Below are 16,965 nucleotides of genomic sequence, written 5' to 3'. Positions count from 1 at the left end.
GTGATATCAGTCATTACCTGATGTATCGGTACAACTGGATCAGGCCGCATCAAGCCAACGACGGACTCCCGCCCGCCGTGGCCGAGAAAAAACTTAACCCACTGTCCGGGATGGCTTGACCACTACAATCTATCCAATGGACTAACCCCCCCACCCGGCCCATTAGGGGTCTCCTAATGGTCTGACCGGGGGGGGCGGCCCATTATATATAGGGCCGGTGGGTAGCTAGGTGTTTTTCCCGAAGCGCTTCTCGCTGATGCTCGCTACGCGACCGACCCCCCCACTCGGTCCATTATATATAGGGCGGATGGGCTCCCCATTTTACTAAGCGACCAACCCCCCAAACTGCTCCATTGACTCAAAGGCTTTTTACGGCCCGCTTCGGACAGCATTTTTCCTGTCCATGGGGGGAGTTCGTGATGCGCAGGGCTTGTTAACGGGGATGGCGTTGCAGGAATCGCAAAGTGCTTTAAAAGTGCTCTCAGTGTACTTTTCGATGCTTTTTTTTGAGGGCGCCATCTTTTCGTTTTCACAAAGAAACGAAGTCAGGTCATTTCAGAGACGCAGAGTGCGCGAAAAGTATTCTCAGTGTACTTTTTACGCACCCGCGGCTAGGGAAGGTCTGAAATAGTCCCGACTTCCGTCTTCGCCCTGCCCGGCAAGCCGAAAAACGAAGGTCTCTTACGTCAATCGCCGGCTATCTCAGCGCTCCGACGCTATTCCTTGCCCTTCACGAGCACCCTGTGGGCTACTGCCTGCATCACAGACGCACCTCACCCGCCATCAGCAGTCGTTTCCGCATCATCCAGAGGTTCGACAGGGCAAACAGGGTGACCAGTTGAGCCGTGCTCTTCGCCAACCCACGGAAACGCGCCTTGGTGTAGCCGAACTGGCACTTGATAACCTGGAACGGATGTTCAACCTTGGCTCGCGTCTGGGCCTTGGCCTTCTCGATCTGGCGAATCATGCGCCCGAGCAGGCTGCTCTTGCCGAGCGGCTTGTAGATACTGCGGCGAGCGGCAACCGACCAGATGACCTTGCTGCACTCATGCTCGGCGCGTTTTTCGACGCCGGTATAGCCGGCGTCCGCGCAGACATACGACTCTTCGCGTGCAGCAATTTGTCGACCTGGGTGACGTCAGCGACGTTGGCCTCCGTGCCGATCACGCTGTGCACCAGCCCCGAGTCGTCGTCGACGCCGATGTATGCCTTCATTCCGAAGTAGTACTGGTTGCCCTTCTTGGTCTGGTGCATATCCGGATCGCGCTTGCCATCCTTGTTCTTGGTCGAGCTGGGCGCATGGATGATGGTCGCGTCGACGGATCGCTGTAGCCGAACCAGTTCTGCATGAGGTGCACCCGCAGAATGGCAGCCAGCGGGTAGGCCGGACGCCCACCTTCGCCTCTCGGGTAGTGTCCGATGAGCAAATGGAGTTCCAACTGCTCGACCGCATGAGCTTCCAGCACTTTGCCGGACTGAAGCACTCCGGCCGGGTTCCGGACCGCAACACGATCTGGTGTTTTCACGAACGTCTGGTGCAGGCCAATGTCGAGCATCAGATCTGTGCCGAGGCACAACTCCAGTTGCAGGCGCAAGGCTCCCAGGCACGCGAAGGGCAGATCATCGATGCCAGCATCGTTCGCACACCGACCCAGCACAACACAGCCGATGAGCAGGTTCGTGGTGAAGGAGCTGGCGATGCCAGTCGAGTGGGTGACCAGCCAAGCGCCGGCAAAAGGATGTCGAGGCACGCTGGACGAAGAAGCACGGCAAGTCGTACCTCGGCTACAACCTGTCGGGGAGCATGGATCGCTGGCACAAGCTGATCTGCTGCATGAGGGGGAGCGATGCCAGCGAGGCCGACACCCTGTATCTGGTGGCTGTGTTCAACCGGGGCAACAGCAGCTATGGCGAATCACGCGCCCGAGCAGGCTGCGCTTGCCGAACGGCTTAATAAGTTAACCGGATAGCCCTCGGTAGTGGTTGTAGCCTCGCTCGACTTGGGTAATGCGCCAAAAAACTCAATTACCCTCAACACATACTGAAGCATCTCCTGCAGAGTCTACTTATCAGTTCAAACGCACACCGAACCAACAATGAACACGACTCTGATTCTGCTCGCTCAGTACAACGCCCAGGCTATCATTCCGCTCGATAAGATATGCGCAGACTATTTTCGTCACCTTACGCCGGAGAAACTGCTGCGCAAAGTGATGGCTGGCGAAATCGACCTGCCAATCGTGCGGATGGAAGGCAGCCAGAAAGCCGCGCGCGGGGTACACCTGAACGACCTCGCCCAGTATCTCGATACCCAGCACCAAAAAGCACTCGCCGAGAACGACAGACTCCATGGCCGGACGCCGCACAAGACCCGCTGAGCAGGCATCAGCTCGCCTTCGCAGTCTCCCGAGCACCGAGCACGACGGGGGCAGCGATGATCTTCTCCAACCAGAGCCACCCTTGGTAGGGATCACCCCGCCCTTGCAAGTGTGTGTAACGGCGCAGCGAATTCCAGTCCCGATGTCCCGAGACACTGGCAACTCGCGGAATGTCCCACTCCATCTCGAACAGTCGACTGATTCCATCATGGCGAAGGTCGTGGAAGTGCAGGTCTTCAATTCCGAGGAACTTGCATGCCCTGGTCCACGCAGTGGAGATCGAATCACCGTTGTAGGGAAAAATCTCAGGGCAGCTGCGCGGCATGCTGTGCAGGATAGCCCAAGCTTCGTCAGGTAAATGACACCACACATTGTTGCCGACTTTCTGGCCAGGGTTCTTCATGTCCCTCACCAGAACCGCCTGCCGGCGCTCGTCGAGATCGTCCCAGCGGATCCGGGTGATCTCCTCCTGGCGGCGGGTGGAAAACAAGGCGAATGCCAGTACCTTGGGCATATTGATAGAACTCGGGCGGCGCTGCTGCATCTCGAAGAAATACTCGAGTAGGCGATCAAGCTCTACCTTCGTCGGCCGACGATCCCGCTCGGCACTCTTGGCGACCATGCCCAACTTGCGCAGCACCTTGCGCGCGTCCCCCATGGCGTGAGGGTCAACTTCATAGCCCCATGCGGGCTTGGCTACCGATAGCACGGAGCCAAGGTGCGACAGGTCATTATTGATGGTTTGCGGTTTGATCGCTCCGCCGGCAGGCTCCAGCCTCCATCGCGCGTAATCGACCAGGATCTGGCTGGTAATGTTCTGGTCGAGAACCTCGCCCAGCCAGGTCTCACCGATCGCTTTCAGCGTCGCCCGCTTCGTCTTGCCCAGCGGCCTGATCCGCTCATACTCGTCGAGATAGCGATCGATCATCTCCTTGACCGTCGCTCCCTTTCGATTGGCGCGCTCGAGCGCACCGGGCTCTGACAACTCGGTCTCCCGTCGCTTAATCCAGGCCTGAGCAGTCTGCTTGCGATCGAAGGTCTGGCTTTCCTGATAGACTTTCGCGCCATCACGCATGATCCTGATCTGTGCCGTATAGCCGGTGGTGCCGTCCTTGCGGCGCCGCGATGTGATCGTGCCCATTTCGATTTGCTACATGACCCTTTTGATTTGCTACATTGTAGCAACGCCCCTCAAAAAACAAGCAAAAACGGGGCAAAACGGGCCAGAATCAGACATCCAAGAATGCTATCAAAATCAGCCTCAAACCCAGCAGTCACGCGGCCTGAGCCGTCCCGCCGCTTTTCCGTTGCGCCGATGATGGACTGGACCGACCGCCACTGCCGCTTCTTCCTGCGCCTGCTCTCCCGGAACACTCTGCTCTACACCGAGATGGTCACTACCGGCGCGCTGCTGCATGGTGATCGCCAGCGCTTCCTCGGCTACGACCAGAGCGAGCATCCACTGGCGCTGCAGCTCGGCGGCAGCGTGCCGGTCGAGCTGGCGGCCTGTGCGAGGCTGGCCGAGGAATGGGGCTACGACGAGGTGAACCTCAACGTCGGCTGCCCCAGCGACCGGGTGCAGCACAACATGATCGGCGCCTGCCTGATGGGCCATCCGGCGCTGGTCGCCGACTGCGTGAAGGCCATGCTGGATGCGGTGAGCATCCCGGTGACGGTCAAGCACCGCATCGGCATCAACGGCCGCGACAGCTATGCCGAGCTGTGCGATTTCGTCGGCCAGGTGGCCGAGGCCGGCTGCCGCAGCTTCACCGTGCATGCGCGCATCGCCATCCTCGAGGGCCTGTCGCCCAAGGAGAACCGCGAGGTGCCGCCGCTGCGCTACGAAGTGGCGGCGCAGCTCAAGCGCGACTTCCCCGACCTGGAGTTCGTCCTCAACGGCGGGATCAAGACGCTGGAGGAGTGCCAGACCCATCTGCAGACCTTCGACGGCGTGATGCTCGGCCGCGAGGCCTACCACAACCCCTACCTGCTGGCAGAGGTCGACCAGCAGCTGTTCGGCATCGAACGCCCGGTGCCCAGCCGCGGCGAGGTGCTGCGCCAGCTGCGTCCCTACATCGAGCGGCACATGGCCGCGGGCGGCGCCATGCACCACATCACCCGCCACGTGCTCGGCCTGGCCCAGGGCTTCCCGGGGGCGCGGCGTTTCCGCCAGGTGCTGTCGGTGGACGTGCACAAGAGCGACGATCCGCTCGGGGTCTTCGACCACGCCATCGAATTGCTCGGCAGCCACTGACCAACTGCGCACCGGCGAAAATACGCCTGCGCCTTGCCCGGCGTCACCGAAATGGCGTTGAGCACAGGGGCTCAGCTCGGTTAATGTCGGATGATCTGTAACGACAGGGTTTCGTCTGATGTCATCCAAGCTGGAGCAACTCAAGCAGTACACCACCGTGGTCGCCGATACCGGCGACTTCGACGCCATCGCCCGCCTGCAGCCGGTGGACGCCACCACCAACCCGTCGCTGCTGCTCAAGGCCGCCGCCCTGCCCCGCTACGAGGGTCAGCTCAAGGCGGCCATCGCCGGCGCCGGGCAGGACCTGGGCCTGGCCTGCGACCGCTTTGCGGTGGCGGTGGGCAGCGAGATCCTGCAGATCATCCCCGGCCGGGTATCCACCGAGGTGGATTCGCGGCTGTCCTTCGACAGCGCCGCCACCATCGAGCGCGCCAGGCGCCTGATCGGCCTGTACGAGACCGCCGGCATCGGCCGCGAGCGGGTGCTGATCAAGGTCGCCTCGACCTGGGAAGGCATCCGCGCCGCCGAGCAGCTGGAACGCGACGGCATCCAGACCAACCTGACCCTGCTGTTCTCCTTCGCTCAGGCCCAGGCCTGCGCCGATGCCGGGGTGTTCCTCATCTCGCCCTTCGTCGGCCGCATCTACGACTGGTACAAGAAGGCCGAGGGCCGCGATTTCGTCGGTGCCGAGGATCCCGGCGTGCGCTCGGTGACGCGCATCTACAACTACTACAAGGCCAATGGCTACGCGACCGTGGTGATGGGCGCCAGCTTCCGCAACATCGGCCAGATCGAGCAGCTGGCCGGCTGCGACCGCCTGACCATCAGCCCCGAGCTGATGCAGCAGCTGGCCGACGACCAGGGCGAACTGCCCCGCCATCTCTGCGCCGAGGGCGCCGCAGGCGAAGCCCGCGAGAGCCTCGACGAGCGCGCCTTCCGCTGGAAGATGAACGAGGACGCCATGGCCACCGAGAAGCTGGCCGAGGGCATCCGCCTGTTCGCCCGCGACCAGGAGAAGCTGGAGGCGCTGCTGGCCAGCAAGGCCTGAGTCCCCCTGCAACGAAAAAAGCCGACCTGCTCAGGTCGGCTTTTTCATTCACGGCCGGATCAGTGTCGCTCCAGCGCCGTCACCAGGTCGCGGAAGGCCTCGCGGTTGTGCTCGTTGAGCCCCATGAGGATGCGGTGTGCTTCGAGCACCTTGGCCTTGACCAGCTCCTCGGAAACATCCTGCGCCGGCAGGTCGCTCAGGCAGTCCGGGCAGGGCACCGGGGTACCGAGGATGTTGAACACCTGGTCGAAGCCCATGGACTCGAGCAGGCGGGTGATGTCCGGATTGGTGGTCACCAGCGCCGGCAGCAGGCCGACCTTCTGCCGCGAGAGGATCGACAGCTTGGCCAGCAGGCCGAGGGTGGTACTGTCGATGCTCGAGGTTTCCGTCAGGTCGATGACGATCGACGAGAAATTGCGCGCCCCGAAGATCTTCTCGATGGTCGCATCCAGCGCCGAGCACAGGGTCAGACGCACTTCACCGACAAACTTGAGAACGAAGGTGCCATCCTGCTCGGCAAACTGGATCTTACCCGTACTCATGCAAACTTCCTGCTCAGCACCAGCAAGGCGATATCATCCGGCATCTCGCCGAGGTTGGCCAGCCCGAACACCTGGCGCAGCCCTTCCAGACTGCCGCCGGCCTGGCCGACCATCAGCGGCAGGATGGCTTCCTTGGCCTTGAGCGTGTCGCCCGGCAGCAGATCAAGGATGCCATCGGAGAACAGGGTCAGGCTGAAGCGCTCGGGCAGCTGCAGCTCGCGATCCTCGAAGGTGGCCTCCTCGAACAGGCCGACCGGCAGGCCTCGCCCTTCCAGGTAACGCGCCTGACCATCGCAGTAGAGCACCGGCAGCGGCAGGTGGCCACCGACGCTGTAGGTCAGGGTGTTGGTGCTTTCGTCGATCACTCCGCCGAGCATGGTCACGTGCTTGCCCAGCTTGCAGTTGATCAAACCGCGGTTGATGTGGCCGAGCACGTCGGAAGGACGGAACTCGGGCAGCGGACGGTTGCGGTGACGGCGCGACTCGTAGAGCAGGCGCGTGGTCATGAACTTGAGCAGCACGGTGACGAAGGCCGAGGAGGCGCCATGCCCGGAGACGTCGGCCAGATAGAAGCCGATCCGCCGTTCATCGACCCGAAAGTAGTCGACGAAGTCGCCGGACAGGTAGAGCGACGGGATGATCTGGTGGGCGAAGTGGAATTCGCCGGCCTCCCAGGGCGTCACCGGCAGCATGTTCATCTGCACGTGGCGCCCGGCGTTCTGGTCTTCCTGGAGAAGACTCAGGCTGGCCTGCAGCTCGCGGTTGGTAGCCTCCAGACGCTCGCGGTAGCGGCGATTCTCCTGGCGCAGGCGCGCGCGGTCGAGCGCGCGGCGCACCGAATGCTCGAGCATGACCAGATCGTCCAGCGGCTTGACCAGATAGTCGGCCGCGCCGCGGCGCAGGGCCTCGAGAGCGTCGCTCATCACCCCGGCGGCGGAAATGACGATGACCGGCACCTCGCAGTCGCGCTCGGCGATCTGGCGGATCATTTCCAGCCCGTCGAGCTGCGGCGTGGCCAGGTCGCATATCACCAGATCGGGGCGCTCGAGTTCGAGCAACTGCAGACCGGCACTGCCAGTGGCAGCCTGCAGTACACAGAATCCGGCATCCTCGAGGTAGCTGTGCAGGCTGGCACGAACCTCGTCGTCGTCATCAATGACCAGCAGCTTGGCACTGATTGTGTGCATGAATCATCCAGGCAAACGGCGCCGCGGGCGGCTCGAAACTCGGTTTGATCACAGCGGCGGCCGGGGCCGCCGATCTATGGCGCGACACTACTCGCATCGGCTGCGGGGTTCAAGCCGGGGGCCGGCTGCCGACATGGCTGCTTGCAGCGGCCCGATGCCGCACGGCGACAGCTCCCGTCAGGCAGCCAGGTTCAGAAGTCGTCCTCGACCTGGCCATCCTGGACCTTGAACTCGCGGTTCTGCAGGTAGGCGTTGCGAATGAACACGTACTTGTCGCCGGTGACGACCTTCTCGGCCGACAGCAGCTCGGCGCGGGTATCCACCACGTCGACGGCACGGGTGGTGTTGCGCGTCGGCACATGGTCGATGGCCCGATAGAACGAGTGCAGGCTGTCCACCGCCAGCCCGGAAGCATCGCGCGGCGAGCTCGGGCCGAAGAACGGCAGCACCAGATAGGGGCCGGAGGAAACGCCCCAGGCACCCAGGGTCTGGCCGAAGTCCTCGTCGTTGCGCAGCAGGCCGGCGTGGCGGGCCACGTCGAAGAAGCCACCCACGCCGACGGTGGTATTGATCAGGAAACGCGCGGTGTCGACACCAGCAGCGTGGAACTTGCCCTGCAGGCTGTTGTTGGCGAAGTTGCCGACCTCGCCGAGGTTGGCGAACACGTTGCCGATACCGTCCTCGAGAAACTGCGGCGTCACGGCCTGGTAGCCCCGCGCCAGCGGCTTGAGCGCCCAGATGTCGAGGGTATCGTTGAACACGAAGACCGGGCGGTTGAAAGCCTCCCAGGGATCTTCCTCGCTGGCCTGGGTGACGGCAGGCAGCAGCGCCAGGCCGGCCACAGCCAGCAGACCGGCCGAACGACTCAGCCAACGAGCGCAACGATCGCGCATGTACCTTCTCCTCGTGCTTCCACACGACCAGCCCTCTTGGCCGGCCACTTACCATCCGCGCAGTATACGCCTGCCGCGATTTCTTGCAGCCACTGCCGACCCGCGGCGCTTGACGCCGATCACCCGCGAGCTCGCGCGGTGGGTTAGTCTTGAAAACACGGGACGGCCGCAGTGTCGCCACCCCTCCACCGCAAAAGGAACCACGTCATGCCCGCACGCCAACTCCAGCAGCAACTGCAAGACCTGCGCGACCAGCTGGCCGAAGATCCGCCTCTGAACGATGAGGACAGGGCCGCACTGATCGAGCTGATGAGCGAAATCGAAGTGCAGCTGGCTCGCGAGATCGCCAGCGAGCCGGACGCCAGCCTGGTGGACGGGGTCAACCTGGCGGTGGAGCGCTTCGAGGCCAGCCATCCCACCCTGGCCGGCAGCCTGCGCTCGATCCTGCAGACCCTGGCCAACATGGGCATCTGAGCCGGCGACAGGACGACGAGGCCGACTCGTACCGGTCGGCTTTCGCCTGTCCGGCTACTGGCGCACCAGCCGGCGGTTGTCAGGATTGACCGGATGGGTGCTGCGGTAGGGGTTGATGTCCAGGCCGCCGCGGCGTACGTAGCGGGCATGCACGCAGAGATGCTCTGGCGCGAGCAGTGCCTTGAGGTCGAGGTAGATGCGCTCGACGCATTGCTCGTGGAAATCGCCGTGCATGCGCAGCGACACCACGTAGGCCAGCAGCGCGGCGCGATCCAGTGCCGGACCGCGATAGTCGATCACCACCGTGCCCCAGTCAGGCTGGCCGGTGACCGGGCAGTTGGACTTGAGCAGGTGGCTGTACAGCGTCTCGCTGACCACCTGCGCACGATCGCAGGCCAGCAGTCCGGCATCCGGCGGGCCGTAGCAGTCGATGGCCACGTCCAGCTCGTCGAGGCATTCGCCGGCGGGGCGTGCCACGCCCTCCTCCGCCACCTCGTCCAGCGTGCGCACGCGCACCGCCACCGATGCGCCGGCCGCCGCCGACAGGTCGCGCGCCAGCACCTCGGCGAGCGCCTCGCGGCTGGCGAAGCGGGTCTGGTTCAGCGAGTTGAGGTACAGCTTGAACGACTTGGACTCGATGATGCAGGGCGAATGGGCGGGAATCGCGAACTCGCCGATGGCCACCAGCGGCTTGCCCCTGTCGTTCAGCCAGGACAGCTCGTAGCAGCTCCACAGGTCGACACCCTGGAACGGCAGCGCCTGCGGGTCGATGCCCAGCTCGCGCCACTTGGGCTCGCGCGGGATGGGGAACAGCAGCTCGGGGGCGTACTCGGCCACGTACTCGGTGGTCTTGCCCAGCGGGGAATGGTGGACGTCTTGCGCCATTGCGAAACTCGACAAACGTAAAAGTGGAAGCCTGACGGCCGCGGGCGGCAAAGGCAAGCCCGCCCGGCGACCATCCGGCCGGAGTCACTGGCGCATGCCCACGCCACGCTTGAGCAGCTGCAGGCTGACCGTGTAGAGGATCGCCGCCGCCAGCAGCATCAGGATGATGGCGGTACCGATGTGGATGTCGGAGACGCCGAGGATGCCGTAGCGGAAGGCGTTGACCATGTGCAGGATCGGGTTGGCCAGCGATACCGTCTGCCAGAACTCGGGCAGCATGTGGATCGAGTAGAACACCCCACCCAGGTAGGTCAGCGGCGTCAGCACGAAGGTCGGGATGATCGAGATGTCGTCGAAGTTGCGCGCATAGACCGCGTTGATGAACCCGCACAGCGAGAAGATGGTCGCCGCCAGCAGGATCACCGCGAAGGTCACCAGCGCGTGGTGGATCTGCAGGTGGGTGAAGAACAGCGACAGCGCGGTGACGATGGCTGCCACCGCCAGACCGCGCAGCACGCCGCCGATGACGAAGCCGACCAGGATCACGTGCGGCGAGGCCGGCGAGACCATCAGCTCCTCGACGGAGCGGTGGAACTTGGTGCCGAAGAAACTCGACACCACGTTGCCGTAGGAGTTGGTGATCACCGACATCATGATCAGACCGGGAACGATGTACTCCATGTAGGAGAAGCCGTTCATATCGCCGATCTGCCGGCCGATCAGGTTGCCGAAGATCACGAAGTACAGAACCATGGTGATCGCCGGCGGCAGCAGGGTCTGCGGCCAGATGCGCATGAAGCGGCGCACTTCCTTGCGCACGATGGTTTGCAGCGCCACCCAGTTGGCTTGCAGTTCAACGGACATTCACTGGCCTCCGGCGAGATTCTTGGCCACCAGGGAGACGAACAGCTCCTCCAGGCGGTTGGTCTTGTTGCGCAGGCTGAGCACCTCGATGCCCTGCGCGGCGAGCTGGGCGAACAGCGCGTTCACCCCCTGGCTCTTCTCCACCTGCACCTCGAGGGTCAGCGGGTCGACCAGGCTCACCGGGTAGCCCTCCAGGCGCGGCGCCGCCGGCTGCGGGCTGCGCAGGTCGAGCAGGAAGGTCTCCACGTGCAGCTTCATCAAGAGCTCGCGCATGCTGGTGTGCTCGACGATGCGGCCGTGGTCGATGATGCCGATGTTGCGGCACAGCTGTTCGGCTTCCTCGAGGTAGTGGGTGGTGAGGATGATGGTGATGCCCTGCTGGTTCAGCTCGGTGAGGAAGCGCCACATCGAGCGGCGCAGCTCGATGTCGACCCCGGCGGTGGGCTCGTCGAGGATCAGCAGGCGCGGCTGGTGGATCAGCGCGCGGGCGATCATCAGGCGGCGCTTCATGCCGCCGGAGAGCATGCGCGAGGGCACGTTGCGCTTGTCCCACAGGCCCAGCTCGGTGAGGTACTTCTCCGCGCGCTCGCCGGCGAGACGCGCCGGGATGCCGTAGTAGCCGGCCTGGGCGACGAGGATGTCGAAGGCCTTCTCGAACTGGTTGAAGTTGAACTCCTGGGGCACCACGCCGAGGCAGCGCTTGAGCCCGGAGGGATCGCGGTCGAGGTCATGGCCGAACACCTCGACCGTGCCGCCGGTCTTGTTGACCAGGGTGGAGAGGATGCCGATGGTGGTCGACTTGCCCGCCCCGTTGGGACCGAGCAGGGCGAAGAAGTCGCCTTCGGCGACCTCCAGGTCGATGCCCTTGAGGGCCTGGAAGCCGTTGCCGTAGGTCTTGGTCAACTGGCGGATGGTCAGTGCGGAAGTCATTGAAAGGAGGCACGCGCGACAATTCGAGCGCACTAGATAAGGGCTGGGGAAGGCAAATGCAACCACGGAGCACCGGCGAGCGGGCATTTGCGGGCGCTAATCGCACGAAGGCCAGCTGCTATACTCGCCCGCCGTTCCACTGCCGGATTCTGCCATGGCCACTTCCTATATCGACCATCACCTCGCCCTGCTCGCCCATCTGCGCACCATCCTGGCCGCCCTGGGCGAGGCCGAGCAGGTGCCGGAAGACAATCACGCGCTGTTCCTCGAGCGCTTCGACGAGCTGCTCGCCGAGCTGCCGCGCCAGACCGAGGACGCCATCTACCTGGGCCAGGAACTGATGGCCCAGGTGTTCCACCGCTATCCGCAGATCGCCCACCTGGTGCCGCGCGACCTGCTGTGGTTCTTCGGCGGCGACTGCCTGCACTACATGCCCGACGAGGAAATCGAGCTGTACCAGCAACTCGACGAGCGCCGCTTCGCCGCCGAGGAGAATGACGAGCCGTTCGACTGGGAGCGCGAGAAGCAGCTGCTGGCGTTGCCCGACGACAGCCCGCGCCACTGAAGCCGTGCCCGCCTCTCCCCACAAGGGAGAGGCTGCGCCGGCAAAAAACGCGCACAAAAAAAGACGCCACCCGAAGGTGGCGTCTTTTTCGATTTGGAGCGGGAAACGAGACTCGAACTCGCGACCCCGACCTTGGCAAGGTCGTGCTCTACCAACTGAGCTATTCCCGCAGTGCCTTGACGGCTCCCGGATCTCTCCGGGGTTACGCTGCGCTTGCGCGCGGCGCCTGGTGCAAACTGGAGCGGGAAACGAGACTCGAACTCGCGACCCCGACCTTGGCAAGGTCGTGCTCTACCAACTGAGCTATTCCCGCATTGCCTTGACGGCTTCCGGATCTCTCCGGAGTTACGCCCCGCTTGCGCGTGGCGCCTGATGCAAACTGGAGCGGGAAACGAGACTCGAACTCGCGACCCCGACCTTGGCAAGGTCGTGCTCTACCAACTGAGCTATTCCCGCAAAAGTGGCGTCCCCTAGGGGACTCGAACCCCTGTTACCGCCGTGAAAGGGCGGTGTCCTAGGCCACTAGACGAAGGGGACGCGGCCTGGAACTTACAACAGCTTTTGACTGCCACACTTTCCAATCCTTCCGGCTTTCTCTCGAATCGGCTTTCGCTTCGTCGTGGGCTTCGTTCCGGAAGTGCGCGCATTCTAGAAAGCGCCTCCCCAGGCGTCAACCCCTGTTTCGAATTTTTTTTCAAATCAATGGCTTGCACACGATTCGCAGCGACTGCGGCGGATCGCGAAGCCGCTTGGCGAACGCGGGCCACATGCTATAAACGATGCCTCCGACCACAACAAGGAATCGCTCCATGAGCCTGATCCTCTACGGTGCCACGCTCTCGCCCTTCGTCCGCAAGGTCCGCCTGCTGCTGGCGGAAAAGGGTCTCGACTACCAGCTGGAAATCGTCGCCCCGTTCAACCAGCCGGACTGGTTCATGGAGATCAGCCCGCTGGGGCGCATCCCGGCCCTGCGCGACGGCGAGCTGACCCTGGCCGACTCCGGCGTGATCGCCCAGTACATCGAGGAGCAGTATCCGGAGGCACCCGCCCTGTACGGCCGCGACGCCGTCGAGCGCGCGCGCATCCGCTGGCTGGAGAAGTACGCCGACTACGAGCTGGCGCCGCTGACCACCTTCTGCGTGTTCCTCAACCGCGCGCTCAACCCGACCATGGGCAAGCCGTGCAACGAGGAGGCGGTGCAGAAGGCTCTCGCCGAGAAGCTGCCCAGGCACTTCGACTATCTGGAGAAGGCCCTCGGCGGCGCCGACTACTTCGTCGGCGACCGCCTGAGCGTGGCCGATCTGGCCTTCGCCTGCCAGATCGCCAACCTCCAGCACGGCGGCGAGTCGATCGACGCCGCGCGCTGGCCGGGCCTGGCCGCCCTGTACGCGCGCCTGTGCCAGCGCGCCAGCCTGCAGGGCGTGCTGCCGGACGAGTGCACCCTGCTGGCCAAGCTGCTGGCCCGCGCGCAGAACGCCACCCCGGCCTGATCGAGCGCCGGCCCGCTCAGCGCGCCTCGCCCTCGAGCAGGGCGAGCCCCACCCAGTGCCGTGCGAACTGCTGGGCGCAGCGACCGTTGCGGTTGCCGCGTCCACTGGCCCAGCGGATCGCCGCCTTCTCCACCGCCTCGTCCCACTGCCAGTCCAGTCCGGCACGCGCCGCCAGCACGCCGATCCAGTGCTGCACCACCTGCAGATACTCCGGCTGGGTGAACGGATAGAAGGACAGCCACAGGCCGAAGCGGTCGGACAGGGCGACCTTGTCCTCCACCGCCTCGGAGGGATGCACCTCGCCGTCCACCTGCTGCCAGTCGAGGTTGTCGCTCAGCCGCTCGGGAACCAGGTGGCGGCGGTTGGAGGTGGCGTAGAGCAGCACGTTTTCCGGCGCCTGCTCCAGCGAGCCGTCCAGCACGCTCTTGAGCACCCGGTAGTCGCCCTCGCCGGCGTCGAACGACAGGTCGTCACAGAACAGCACGAAGCGCTGCGGCAGGCCGGCGAGCTGGGCGACCACCCGCGGCAGGTCGGCCAGGTCATCGCGCTCGATCTCGATCAGGCGCAACCCCTCGGCGGCGTAGGCCGCCAGCAGGGCGCGCACCAGCGACGACTTGCCGGTGCCGCGCGCGCCCCACAGCAACGCATGGTTGGCCGGCAGGCCGGCGACGAACTGCCGGGTGTTGCGCCCCAGCTGCTCGCGCTGACGGTCCACGCCGAGCAGATCGTGCAGCTGCAGATCGAGGCGCACCTCGAGCGGGCGCAGCGCACCATGACTACCGTTGCGCTGCCAGCGCGCCGCCAGACAGGTCTCCCAGTCGATGGTCTGCACCGGCTCGGGCAACAACGGCCGGACGCGCTCGAGCAGGCCTTCGACCCGCCCCAGGAATTCATTCAGACGACTTTCCACGCAAGACTCCCTGAAAATGACGGCGACGCGCCGGCCGCCGACACCGGCGACCGGGCGGCCACGCCACCCGCAGCCACACAGCGTCGCCCTTCGTATATGGATATCCCCTTCAGCCGGCGCCCTTCCTCCAGGCAGGCCAGCGCCGCGAGACGCTGGAAACCATGCCGACCCGCCAGCCGGCCCGCACCGCGACGGGCCGCCTCAGGCGCGGGGCTTGAGGCGCAGGGCCACCGAGTTGATGCAGTAGCGCAGGCCGGTCGGCGCCGGGCCGTCGGGGAACACATGCCCGAGGTGGGCATCGCAGCGCGCACAGAGCACCTCGACGCGGTGCATGCCATGGCTGAAATCCTCCACCTGGCGCAGCGCCTCCGCGGAGGCCGGCTGGAAGTAGCTCGGCCAGCCGCTGCCGGAGTCGTACTTGGCGTCCGAGTCGAACAGCGGCGCATCGCAGCAGGCGCAGTGGTAGGTGCCCGGCGTGGTGCAGTGGTAGTACTCGCCGGTGAAAGGCCGCTCGGTGCCCTTGAGCCGGCAGACCTGGAACTGGCTTTCCGACAGCTCCTCGCGCCAGGACTCCAGCGGTTTCTCGACCTTGTCCATGTAATTCACCTCGCCTTGGAAAAAAGCCCGCCCCTTCCCTTTCACCGGGCACGGGGCAGTCGTATGATGCGTGGCTTTCAGTCTGTCACCCGCGTCTGCGCCTGCCAAGCCGCCCCCCGGACGATTTGCGCCAGCGCCGAAGCGGGCGGGTCATATCGGGGTCCCCTCATGCAGGTCAGCAAATCCAACAAGCTCGCCAACGTCTGCTACGACATCCGCGGGCCGGTACTCAAGCACGCCAAGCGCCTCGAAGAGGAAGGCCACCGCATCCTCAAGCTGAACATCGGCAACCCCGCGCCGTTCGGCTTCGAAGCCCCGGAGGAAATCCTCCAGGACGTGATCCGCAACCTGCCGATCTCCCAGGGCTACAGCGACTCCAAGGGCCTGTTCAGCGCGCGCAAGGCGGTGATGCAGTACTGCCAGCAGAAGAACATCGAAGGCGTCACCATCGAGGACATCTACCTCGGCAACGGCGTGTCCGAGCTGATCGTCATGGCCCTGCAGGCCCTGCTCAACAACGGCGACGAGGTGCTGATCCCCGCCCCCGACTACCCGCTGTGGACCGCGGCCACCAGCCTGGCCGGCGGCAAGGCGGTGCATTACCTGTGCGACGAGCAGTCGAACTGGTACCCGGACATCGACGACATCAAGGCAAAGGTCAGCAGCAACACCAAGGCCATCCTGCTGATCAACCCGAACAACCCGACCGGCGCGGTGTATCCGAAGGAAGTGCTGGAGCAGATCGTCGAGGTCGCCCGCCAGCACAACCTGGTGATCTTCTCCGACGAGATCTACGACAAGATCCTCTACGACGGCGCCGAGCACATCTCCACCGCCTCGCTGGCCCCGGACGTGCTGTGCCTGACCTTCAACGGCCTGTCCAAGTCTTACCGGGTGGCCGGCTTCCGCTCCGGCTGGGTGATCATCTCCGGTCCCAAGCACAAGGCGCAGAGCTACATCGAGGGCCTCGACATCCTCGCCAACATGCGCCTGTGCGCCAACGTGCCGGCCCAGCACGCGATCCAGACCGCGCTGGGCGGCTACCAGAGCATCAACGACCTGGTCCTGCCGCATGGCCGCCTGTACGAGCAGCGCAACCGCGCCTGGGAACTGCTCAACGACATCCCCGGAGTCAGCTGCGTCAAGCCGATGGGCGCGCTCTACGCCTTCCCGAAGATCGACCCCAAGGTCTGCCCGATCCACAACGACGAGAAGTTCGTCCTCGACCTGCTGCTCTCCGAGAAGCTGCTGATCGTCCAGGGCACCGCCTTCAACTGGCCGTGGCCGGACCACTTCCGCGTGGTCACCCTGCCGCGGGTCGACGACCTCGAGCTGGCCATCGGCCGCATCGGCAACTTCATCAAGGGCTACCGTCAGTAAGCCACTCCCGGCCCGCCGCCCCTTCCGGGCGGCGGGTGCGAGCCTCGCCATGCACCTGCAGATCGACGATTTCTACCAGGACGCCAGCCGCGCCCTGCTCGCCCTCTACCGGGCCTTCCCGCGCAAGACCACCCTCTACATCGACGACCTGATCGGCTACCACGAGCCCGACGAGTACGGCCTGCCCGCCGTGCGCCACCAGAGCTGTCTGGGCACCCTGCTGTGGCTCGGCGAGGAAGGCTACCTGCGCCACGAAGGCACCATCCGCCACGAGGCGCTGGAGCAGGCGGTACTCAGCGAGAAGGGCTTCCTGCGCCTGAGCGGCCGCATCGCCGACGCAGCGCTGACCGACAGCCATCTGCCGCCCAGCGTGCTGCGCGTGCACGCCACCCTCGCCTGGCAACTGCAGGAGAGCCTGGCCAGCGGCGACAGCGAACGCCTCATCCAGCTCGCCCGCCGGCTGTTCGCCCCGAGCCAGAGCGGCGCAGGCGACACAGTTTGAAATAGCGCTGCGGTTGAATTGCCCCCCGGGGCAGCCTTATATAGCCGCCTAGACTCATCGCGACTC

The 16,965-nt window shown here is 64.5% G+C and carries 18 protein-coding genes, 4 tRNA genes and 1 pseudogene; 9 read left to right on the top strand and 14 right to left on the bottom strand.

Annotated features, from left to right (window positions below; genetic code table 11):
• Positions 1 to 760: 760 nt before the first annotated feature.
• Positions 761 to 1,427: pseudogene (locus RA210_RS19425) on the bottom strand (IS5 family transposase); the annotation flags it as partial.
• Here RA210_RS19425 and RA210_RS19420 point away from each other — a divergent pair.
• Positions 1,428 to 1,826, top strand: a complete 399-nt coding sequence (locus RA210_RS19420; protein WP_328821124.1) for a transposase — start codon at positions 1,428 to 1,430, stop codon at positions 1,824 to 1,826.
• Positions 1,827 to 2,096: 270 nt separating this feature from the next.
• The gene (locus tag RA210_RS19415) at positions 2,097 to 2,378 is read left to right on the top strand and encodes a pyocin activator PrtN family protein (protein WP_201487707.1); all 282 of its coding nucleotides are present in this window, start codon (positions 2,097 to 2,099) and stop codon (positions 2,376 to 2,378) included.
• A 7-nt stretch (positions 2,379 to 2,385) separates the two neighbouring features.
• On the opposite strand, the gene RA210_RS19410 is transcribed toward RA210_RS19415, so the two are convergent.
• Positions 2,386 to 3,519, bottom strand: a complete 1,134-nt coding sequence (locus RA210_RS19410; RefSeq protein WP_201487706.1) for a site-specific integrase — start codon at positions 3,517 to 3,519, stop codon at positions 2,386 to 2,388.
• A 102-nt stretch (positions 3,520 to 3,621) separates the two neighbouring features.
• On the opposite strand from RA210_RS19410, the gene dusA reads away from it, so the two are divergent.
• Together dusA and tal are read left to right on the top strand one after the other, a co-directional pair.
• The gene (gene dusA, locus RA210_RS19405; protein WP_201487705.1) at positions 3,622 to 4,632 is read left to right on the top strand and encodes a tRNA dihydrouridine(20/20a) synthase DusA; all 1,011 of its coding nucleotides are present in this window, start codon (positions 3,622 to 3,624) and stop codon (positions 4,630 to 4,632) included.
• 118 nt (positions 4,633 to 4,750) lie between these two features.
• Entirely contained in the window at positions 4,751 to 5,680 is a 930-nt protein-coding gene (tal, locus tag RA210_RS19400; RefSeq protein ID WP_136490060.1) for a transaldolase, read from the top strand.
• 59 nt (positions 5,681 to 5,739) lie between these two features.
• Here the strand turns inward: tal and rssC are convergent, their stop codons facing one another.
• The 3 genes from rssC to RA210_RS19385 form a co-directional block, all read right to left on the bottom strand.
• Positions 5,740 to 6,222, bottom strand: a complete 483-nt coding sequence (gene rssC, locus RA210_RS19395; RefSeq protein WP_136490059.1) for an anti-sigma factor antagonist RssC — start codon at positions 6,220 to 6,222, stop codon at positions 5,740 to 5,742.
• Complete coding sequence (gene rssB / locus RA210_RS19390; RefSeq protein ID WP_136490058.1) at positions 6,219 to 7,409, bottom strand: two-component system response regulator RssB; 1,191 nt, start codon at positions 7,407 to 7,409, stop codon at positions 6,219 to 6,221. The genes rssC and rssB overlap by 4 nt, the downstream gene beginning before the upstream one ends.
• A 191-nt stretch (positions 7,410 to 7,600) precedes the next feature.
• Positions 7,601 to 8,302: an MlaA family lipoprotein gene (locus tag RA210_RS19385; protein ID WP_136490057.1), complete on the bottom strand. Its 702-nt coding sequence runs from the start codon at positions 8,300 to 8,302 to the stop codon at positions 7,601 to 7,603.
• Positions 8,303 to 8,509: 207 nt separating this feature from the next.
• On the opposite strand from RA210_RS19385, the gene RA210_RS19380 reads away from it, so the two are divergent.
• Positions 8,510 to 8,776 carry a DUF4404 family protein gene (locus tag RA210_RS19380; RefSeq protein WP_136490056.1) on the top strand — a complete coding sequence of 89 codons (267 nt, stop codon included), beginning with the start codon at positions 8,510 to 8,512 and terminating at the stop codon, positions 8,774 to 8,776.
• 54 nt (positions 8,777 to 8,830) lie between these two features.
• Here the strand turns inward: RA210_RS19380 and queF are convergent, their stop codons facing one another.
• The 3 genes from queF to RA210_RS19365 form a co-directional block, all read right to left on the bottom strand.
• Positions 8,831 to 9,661, bottom strand: coding sequence for an NADPH-dependent 7-cyano-7-deazaguanine reductase QueF (queF, locus tag RA210_RS19375; RefSeq protein ID WP_201487704.1), 831 nt, complete (start codon positions 9,659 to 9,661; stop codon positions 8,831 to 8,833).
• An 84-nt stretch (positions 9,662 to 9,745) separates the two neighbouring features.
• Positions 9,746 to 10,525, bottom strand: coding sequence for an ABC transporter permease (locus tag RA210_RS19370; RefSeq protein ID WP_136490054.1), 780 nt, complete (start codon positions 10,523 to 10,525; stop codon positions 9,746 to 9,748).
• Positions 10,526 to 11,455 (bottom strand): ABC transporter ATP-binding protein, encoded by a 930-nt coding sequence (locus RA210_RS19365; RefSeq protein WP_201487703.1) that lies wholly within the window; start codon positions 11,453 to 11,455, stop codon positions 10,526 to 10,528.
• Between the two features lie 154 nt (positions 11,456 to 11,609).
• On the opposite strand from RA210_RS19365, the gene RA210_RS19360 reads away from it, so the two are divergent.
• Positions 11,610 to 12,020 (top strand): PA2817 family protein, encoded by a 411-nt coding sequence (locus RA210_RS19360; RefSeq protein WP_136490052.1) that lies wholly within the window; start codon positions 11,610 to 11,612, stop codon positions 12,018 to 12,020.
• 94 nt (positions 12,021 to 12,114) lie between these two features.
• On the opposite strand, the gene RA210_RS19355 is transcribed toward RA210_RS19360, so the two are convergent.
• From RA210_RS19355 to RA210_RS19340, 4 genes are all read right to left on the bottom strand, one after another.
• Positions 12,115 to 12,190: transfer RNA gene (locus RA210_RS19355), tRNA-Gly, on the bottom strand.
• Between the two features lie 67 nt (positions 12,191 to 12,257).
• Positions 12,258 to 12,333, bottom strand: a tRNA-Gly gene (locus RA210_RS19350).
• A 67-nt stretch (positions 12,334 to 12,400) separates the two neighbouring features.
• Positions 12,401 to 12,476: transfer RNA gene (locus RA210_RS19345), tRNA-Gly, on the bottom strand.
• Positions 12,477 to 12,481: 5 nt separating this feature from the next.
• A tRNA-Glu gene (locus tag RA210_RS19340) sits at positions 12,482 to 12,557 on the bottom strand.
• A 272-nt stretch (positions 12,558 to 12,829) separates the two neighbouring features.
• On the opposite strand from RA210_RS19340, the gene RA210_RS19335 reads away from it, so the two are divergent.
• A complete protein-coding gene (locus tag RA210_RS19335; RefSeq protein ID WP_201487702.1) occupies positions 12,830 to 13,510 on the top strand; it encodes a glutathione S-transferase family protein in 681 nt (226 codons plus the stop codon).
• Between the two features lie 16 nt (positions 13,511 to 13,526).
• On the opposite strand, the gene RA210_RS19330 is transcribed toward RA210_RS19335, so the two are convergent.
• Both RA210_RS19330 and msrB read right to left on the bottom strand, forming a co-directional pair.
• Entirely contained in the window at positions 13,527 to 14,420 is an 894-nt protein-coding gene (locus tag RA210_RS19330; protein WP_136490050.1) for an ATP-binding protein, read from the bottom strand.
• Positions 14,421 to 14,621: 201 nt separating this feature from the next.
• Positions 14,622 to 15,017 (bottom strand): peptide-methionine (R)-S-oxide reductase MsrB, encoded by a 396-nt coding sequence (gene msrB, locus RA210_RS19325; protein WP_201487701.1) that lies wholly within the window; start codon positions 15,015 to 15,017, stop codon positions 14,622 to 14,624.
• Between the two features lie 168 nt (positions 15,018 to 15,185).
• On the opposite strand from msrB, the gene RA210_RS19320 reads away from it, so the two are divergent.
• Complete coding sequence (locus tag RA210_RS19320; protein ID WP_136490048.1) at positions 15,186 to 16,397, top strand: pyridoxal phosphate-dependent aminotransferase; 1,212 nt, start codon at positions 15,186 to 15,188, stop codon at positions 16,395 to 16,397.
• Positions 16,398 to 16,446: 49 nt separating this feature from the next.
• A complete protein-coding gene (locus tag RA210_RS19315; protein ID WP_201487700.1) occupies positions 16,447 to 16,899 on the top strand; it encodes a hypothetical protein in 453 nt (150 codons plus the stop codon).
• The last annotated feature ends 66 nt before the right edge of the window (positions 16,900 to 16,965 follow it).

The sequence above is a fragment of the Pseudomonas sp. OF001 genome (genome assembly GCF_904426495.1).
Classification (GTDB): domain Bacteria; phylum Pseudomonadota; class Gammaproteobacteria; order Pseudomonadales; family Pseudomonadaceae; genus Geopseudomonas.
Note: the sequence above shows the minus strand (reverse complement) of the source record. Positions and strands in the feature narration are given on the sequence as shown.